Source organism: Dialister sp. UBA1703, assembly GCA_002320515.1.
Classification (GTDB): domain Bacteria; phylum Bacillota; class Negativicutes; order Veillonellales; family Dialisteraceae; genus Dialister.
The window spans coordinates 1-5,697 of record DCJJ01000121.1 but is presented as its reverse complement, the minus strand read 5'-3'; the positions used below and the strand labels follow the sequence as shown (position 1 = coordinate 5,697).

Annotated in this window: 3 protein-coding genes; all 3 read right to left on the bottom strand. The window is 53.1% G+C overall.

Annotated elements, in window-relative coordinates:
* Positions 1-243: 243 nt before the first annotated feature.
* The 3 genes from gluQRS to B2Y11_RS05530 all read right to left on the bottom strand — a co-directional run bounded on the left by gluQRS (position 244) and on the right by B2Y11_RS05530 (position 5,458).
* Positions 244-1,188 (bottom strand): tRNA glutamyl-Q(34) synthetase GluQRS, encoded by a 945-nt coding sequence (gluQRS, locus tag B2Y11_RS05540; RefSeq protein ID WP_291057135.1) that lies wholly within the window; start codon positions 1,186-1,188, stop codon positions 244-246.
* Positions 1,188-4,115 carry an insulinase family protein gene (locus tag B2Y11_RS05535; protein ID WP_291057133.1) on the bottom strand — a complete coding sequence of 976 codons (2,928 nt, stop codon included), beginning with the start codon at positions 4,113-4,115 and terminating at the stop codon, positions 1,188-1,190. The genes gluQRS and B2Y11_RS05535 overlap by 1 nt, the downstream gene beginning before the upstream one ends.
* 110 nt (positions 4,116-4,225) lie before the next feature.
* Complete coding sequence (locus tag B2Y11_RS05530; RefSeq protein WP_291057131.1) at positions 4,226-5,458, bottom strand: aspartate kinase; 1,233 nt, start codon at positions 5,456-5,458, stop codon at positions 4,226-4,228.
* Between the last annotated feature and the right edge of the window lie 239 nt (positions 5,459-5,697).

Below are 5,697 nucleotides of genomic sequence, written 5' to 3'. Positions count from 1 at the left end.
TGATTTAATCAGTGCTTCCCTAGCACAGGGCCATATGCCCCTCTGCCGCGCAGCGGCAGGCTCCTTCGGGAATACCGACCAGCCCACCAGCTCACTAAATGGGTTTTATCATAATGGCGCCCTTCATTATTTAAGGGACGCCTACCACCACCCTTTGAACCCTTTGCACCCTCTGCATCCTCTGAACCCTCACGCCCGAAAGGGCGTATCCATAAAAAAACGCCCCCAAAAGGGAGCGTTTTTTTATGATACAGGAAGGACGATGTGCTTCTGTTTCAGATTTTTCAGTTTTTCGAAGGGGAAGTTCTCTACCGCTTCTTTTCTTGTAACCGGTCTCATGTCCGGAAGGCCTCCGGCCAGGTGGAGAAGGAGGCCCATGAGGTCTTCGGGGCTGTATCCTCTGTTCCGGAGTTCTTCTATGGTAATGCCCTGCTGTCTTTTGGAAAGGCGGATGCCTTTTTTGTCAGTGAGCAGGGGCAGGTGGCCGTAGACTGGCGGCTGGTATCCCAGTTTTTCCATAAGGAAGACCTGGTAGGGCGTGGAGTCCAGAAGGTCGTTTCCCCGGAATACGTGGGTGACGCCCATGGCTCCGTCGTCTATGGAGACAGCCAGCTGGTAAGCTACAAGGCCGTCGGCGCGGCGGATAACGAAGTCGTCGGCCCCTTTTTTGAGGTGTCTTGTCACGTTTCCGAAGAAGAGGTCCGAAAAGGTCGTGTTCCTCTCTTCCATGGCCACTCTCCAGCAGGGGGGCTTGGTCATGGCTTTTCCTTCTTTTTCCGAAAGGTTTCGGCAGTGTCCGTCGTAGACAGGTCGGTTTTCTCCTTCGTGGGGAGCGGAGAGGACCTGGTGGATGCGGCTCCGGCTGCAGTAGCAGGGGTAGATGTGCCCTTTCTTTTCCATTTCAGAAAGGATTTTCCCGTAGATGTCGTATCTTCGGCTCTGCACGGTGCTTCCGTAGGCATAGGTTCCTTCAGGTCCTTCGTCATAGTCAAGGCCCATCCAGGCGAGGTCTTCCAGAATGCCTTCCGCATAGGATGTATGGCAGCGGTCTTTGTCAATGTCTTCCATGCGGAGGATAATGGTTCCCCCCTGCTGCCTTGTCCAGAGCCAATTCAGGAAGGCAATCCACAGGTTGCCCAGGTGCATGCGGCCAGTGGGGCTGGGGGCGAAACGGGTGCGTACTTTCATCAGTTCGGCATGGATTTGACAGCGTCGAAGAGGGCTTTGTCCCTTTCGATTTTGTCTTCGCTGCCCATGACGCAGATGTAGGGATCCTTTATGACGCTTTCTACCAGAGGCGCCAGTTTCCTGATGTCTTCCACCTGGCAGTTGATCACTTCGTCCCTGATTTTCATGCGGGATTCCCTGGTGTTGCCGGAGAGGTAGTGTACCATGGCCCTTTCGCCCTTCATGGAGGGAGTGAGCTGGGTTTCAGCGGCGGCCATGGTGCCGATAACGTACTTGGTCATTTCCCTGTTGGAAAGGGTAAGGTTTTCCAGATAGGCCGGCAGGTCTTCATAGGCCTTCAGGGTTTCGGCAAGGTTCGGATCCCGGTAGGAGCAGAGGATGGCCGTGCCGTCCCGGAGGAACTGGGTGAAAGCGCCGTAGGCGCCGCCCAGGACGCGCACCTTTTTCCACAGGTATTCGTAGCGGAGGATGGTTTCCATGACCTTCAGAGCGCCGGTGTATGCAAAGCCGTGGCTCTTGAAATTGCCACCCTTGGCTACGTACTGCACCTTGCCGGAAGTACGGAAGGCTTCGTTCTTTTCTGCCGACGGGAAACTGAATGGACGGGGTTCCTTCTTTTCCCCTTCTTCCATATCGTCCACAAGGAGTGCAAAGTTGGAAAGGACAGCTTTCTTTTCCTCTTCTTCCCCTATGGTTTCAAAGAAAAGACAACTTCTTGTGAAAATCTTTCGGGAAACTTCTTCCAGTTTTGCCACCAGTTTTTCCTTTTCACCGTCAAATTTTCTGGCAAGGTCCGCCAGGAAATAGTAGTAGGAAAGGCCGGACTGTTCGGCAAACTCCCCTCCCCTGGAGAAATAGGAGGTAAGCCTTGTCATCACCAGGCTGTGGCCTCTAGAGAAGGCGGTCATGTCCCATTCCGATTTTTCCTGAAGAATCAGTTCCTTCAGCCGCTTGGTGTCGGTGAAGAGGGTGTGATTGATCACTTCGCCCAGAAGGTCCAAAAGTTTGTCTGCCTTGGAGGTGAGCGCCTTGGCGCGGACGGTAAGGGCAGGCAGATAGTCGTTCGTGTCTTCCACCTTTCCGTAGCCGTTCACCGCAAAGCTCATGCCGCCGGTGTAGGCGTTGGACAGGCGGGCCAGTTCGCCGTAGCTGTGTTTTGTGGTGGAAAGACTGCGCAAAAGGGTAGAGAGAAGGATGGCATAGGGAATGTCCTCTTCCGTCAGGCCGCTGAGGGGGAAATAGAGGTTCAGGTAGGTAATGCCGTTGGTGTGTACGTCGAAATGGAAATGGTCCATGCCGGACACATTTTCCTTTTCCAGCACCTTTTCCTCCACCGTCCGTTTCAGGTCTTTGCGGGAAAGGAGGGGAATGGTTTCCAGCGCTTCTTCCGTTTCGCCGGAGGCCTGTCTTTCCTTCAGCGCTTTGGTGGAGGCCATGATTTCATCCAGCTGTTCGTCGGAAAGGCTGCTCTTGAAGGCTGCCAGCTTTTCCGCCGTTTCCCGATTCATCTTTTCGGTGAGTCCCTTTTCCGGCTTCATGGTAATCAGTACCTGGTGCGGGTTCTTGATGACATAGCGGAGAAGGAGATTTTCGAAGTAATTGGTCTTCAGGTTATCCCTCAGGGTGTTGATATCGTCGATGTAGCGGAGGGCTTCCATGGGATCCCGGTCATACAGCCAGAGGTCCATGGCCCTTACGCCGTAGAAAAGGCCCTTCGGACGGCCCTGGTAATCATTTTCACGGGCAGTGAATTCGGTGCGGTTCAGCGCCGCTTCCAGCATATCCTTGTCCAGTCCCTTCAGGGCAATGGAGCGGAGGGTGCTGTCCACCACATCCGCAAAGGCCTGCTGTTTACCCACTTCGGACCCTGTCACTTCCACAATCCATACGGGCTGCTTGTAGCTGTCGCCGTAGGAGCCGGACAGGTCGCTTCCAAGGCCTGCGTCCAGCACCGCCTGTTTCAAAGGCGCCCCGTCCATGTCGATGAGCACATAGTTCAGAATGCGGAAGGCCAGGGAGTCCATGGTAGACATGTGGTCGTTGAAAGCATTGTAAAGGGCATGGATGGCCTTGCCTTCGGTGTCTTCATTTTCCGCAATGCCATAGGGGGCGGTAACGGAAATCCGTTTCCCGAAGGGAGCCTGGGTCTTCACCATGGAGTCCACATTTCTTCTGTCGAAGGCGGAGAGGTACTCCCCGTCCAGATATTCCAGGGTCTTATCAATATCCATATCGCCGTAAAGGTAGATATAGCTGTTGGAGGGATGGTAGAAACGGCGGTGGAATTCCGTAAATTCACGGAAGGACAGGGTGGGAATCACTTCCGGGTCCCCGCCGGATTCCACGCCGTAGGTGGTGTCGGGGAAAAGCTTTTCCATAGCCCGGTCTTCCATAATAGCTTCGGGAGAAGAAAGGGCCCCTTTCATTTCATTGTAAACCACGCCGTTGTATGTGAGGGGCGCTTCTTTGTTTTCCAGCTCGTAGTGCCAGCCTTCCTGCATGAGAATCTGGGGATTCTTCAGGCAGTTGGGATAGAAAACAGCATCCAGGTACACATCCATCAGATTGTGGAAATCCACATCATTTCTGCTGGCAATGGGATACATGGTCTTATCCGGCCAGGTAATGGCATTGAGGAACGTATTCAGGGACCCCTTGGCCAGTTCCACGAAAGGTTCCTTCAAAGGATACTTGCGGGAGCCGCAGAGGGTGGAATGTTCCATAATGTGGGGCACGCCCTTGGAATTGTCCGGGGTGGTGCGGAATGCGATGTAAAATACCTTGTTGTCATCGTCATTATCCAGATACATGAGACGGGCGCCGCTCTTCACGTGCTCCATCACATAGGCATCGGAATTGACTTCTTCAATATGAGACATGGCGTTCACGCGGAATCCGTGAACCATGTCGCCTAATTTCCATTTCATATAAAACCTCCATGAAACAGGACCCTTTATTTGCCAAAGGTCAGCACTGTTTCCTAAACGTGCGAAAAAGCGCAGGTAAATACCTGTGCTTTTTCTTTGAAAAAACCAGATTATTCAGCTTTTGTATCAGGGAAAAATTCATCATGAATGGCCTGTACAGCCTTGTCCAGATCCTTCCTCAGGATGAGGCAGGAAATACTGATTTCAGAGGTGCTGACGATGTCGATGTTTACGCCGGCCCTTCCAAGGGCGCCGAACATGCGGGCAGCCACGCCGGGCGTTCCCAGCATGCCTGCTCCCACCACGGAAACCTTGGCTGTGTCATCATCATAAATGACTTCTTCCAGCTTGCCTTCGTCCCTCATCTTTTCCAGCACCCGTTTAGCATCCGGCAGATCCGTATCTTCAATGGTGAAAATAATGTCTGTCTTGTCATCATTGGAATTTCTCACACTCTGCACGATCATATCTACGGTGATATTATCTTCAGCCAGTGCGGAGAAAACCATGTATGCCACACCGGGGATATTGCGAAGCCCCAGTACCGCAATCCTTGCTGCATGGGCATCCTGCGCCACGCCTCTTACCGATTCATTCTTACCTTCCATTGTGCATACCTCCCGGATAATGGTGCCTTCCTCATCAGTGAACGTAGACCGTACATGAATGGGAATATGATACTTCATGCCCAGCTCCACGCTGCGGGGCTGCATGACACCGGCGCCAAGCCTTGCCATTTCCAGCATTTCCGTATTGGTGATTTCCTTCATCTTGCGGCAGCCCTTCACATAGCGGGGATCGGCGGAATAAATGCCGTCCACGTCAGTGAAAATTTCACACATATCCGCATGCATGGCACCGGCTAAAGCCACCGCCGTAGCATCGGAACCGCCGCGGCCAAGGGTGGCCACATCGCCGTTGGGCATAATCCCCTGAAAGCCTGCTACAATGACGATCTTGCCTTCCTCCAGCTCCCGGAGCACCCGCTCCGGCTTCACATCATCAATGCGGGCCTTCCCGAAAGCACCGCCGGCAATGATGCCGGCCTGCGGGCCCGTCAGGGAAATGGCCGGTACCCCCAGCTTCTTGAAAGTCATAGCCATAAGAGCGATGGACATCTGCTCTCCCGTTGCCAGAAGCATATCCATTTCCCTGCCATGATTGACAGAAGAAACCTGGGACGCCAGGTCCAAAAGATCATCGGTAGTATCCCCCATGGCGGACACCACAATGACGATCTTATCCCCCGGCTTCCGGTCCCGAAGAACACGGTTTGCAATATTCAGCATTTTTTCCGGTGTAGCCACCGAACTTCCACCGAATTTCTTAACATAAAGTGCCATTTACATCCCTCATTTACTGAGTAATCAATATATCTACAACTTAGAAAATTTTATCATGCCAGCGGATTTATGTAAAGAAGATTATTGAAATTGGGGGGGCGGGCCCTATGGGCCCGCGGGTTCAAAGGGCGAAGAAAGGATTCTTAAGTTTAACCGGCCTTTGGCGGTCGAGTTCTCAGGTTTGACGGCGGCTTTGCCGCCGAGGGTTGTGGATTGCCGCCTGCGGCGGCTATGAATTA

Coding starts and splice junctions, on each gene's coding strand:
- gluQRS (WP_291057135.1), bottom strand. CDS start 1,188: ATGAAAGTACGCACCCGTTTCGCCCCCAGCCCCACTGGCCGCATGCAC.
- B2Y11_RS05535 (WP_291057133.1), bottom strand. CDS start 4,115: ATGAAATGGAAATTAGGCGACATGGTTCACGGATTCCGCGTGAACGCC.
- B2Y11_RS05530 (WP_291057131.1), bottom strand. CDS start 5,458: ATGGCACTTTATGTTAAGAAATTCGGTGGAAGTTCGGTGGCTACACCG.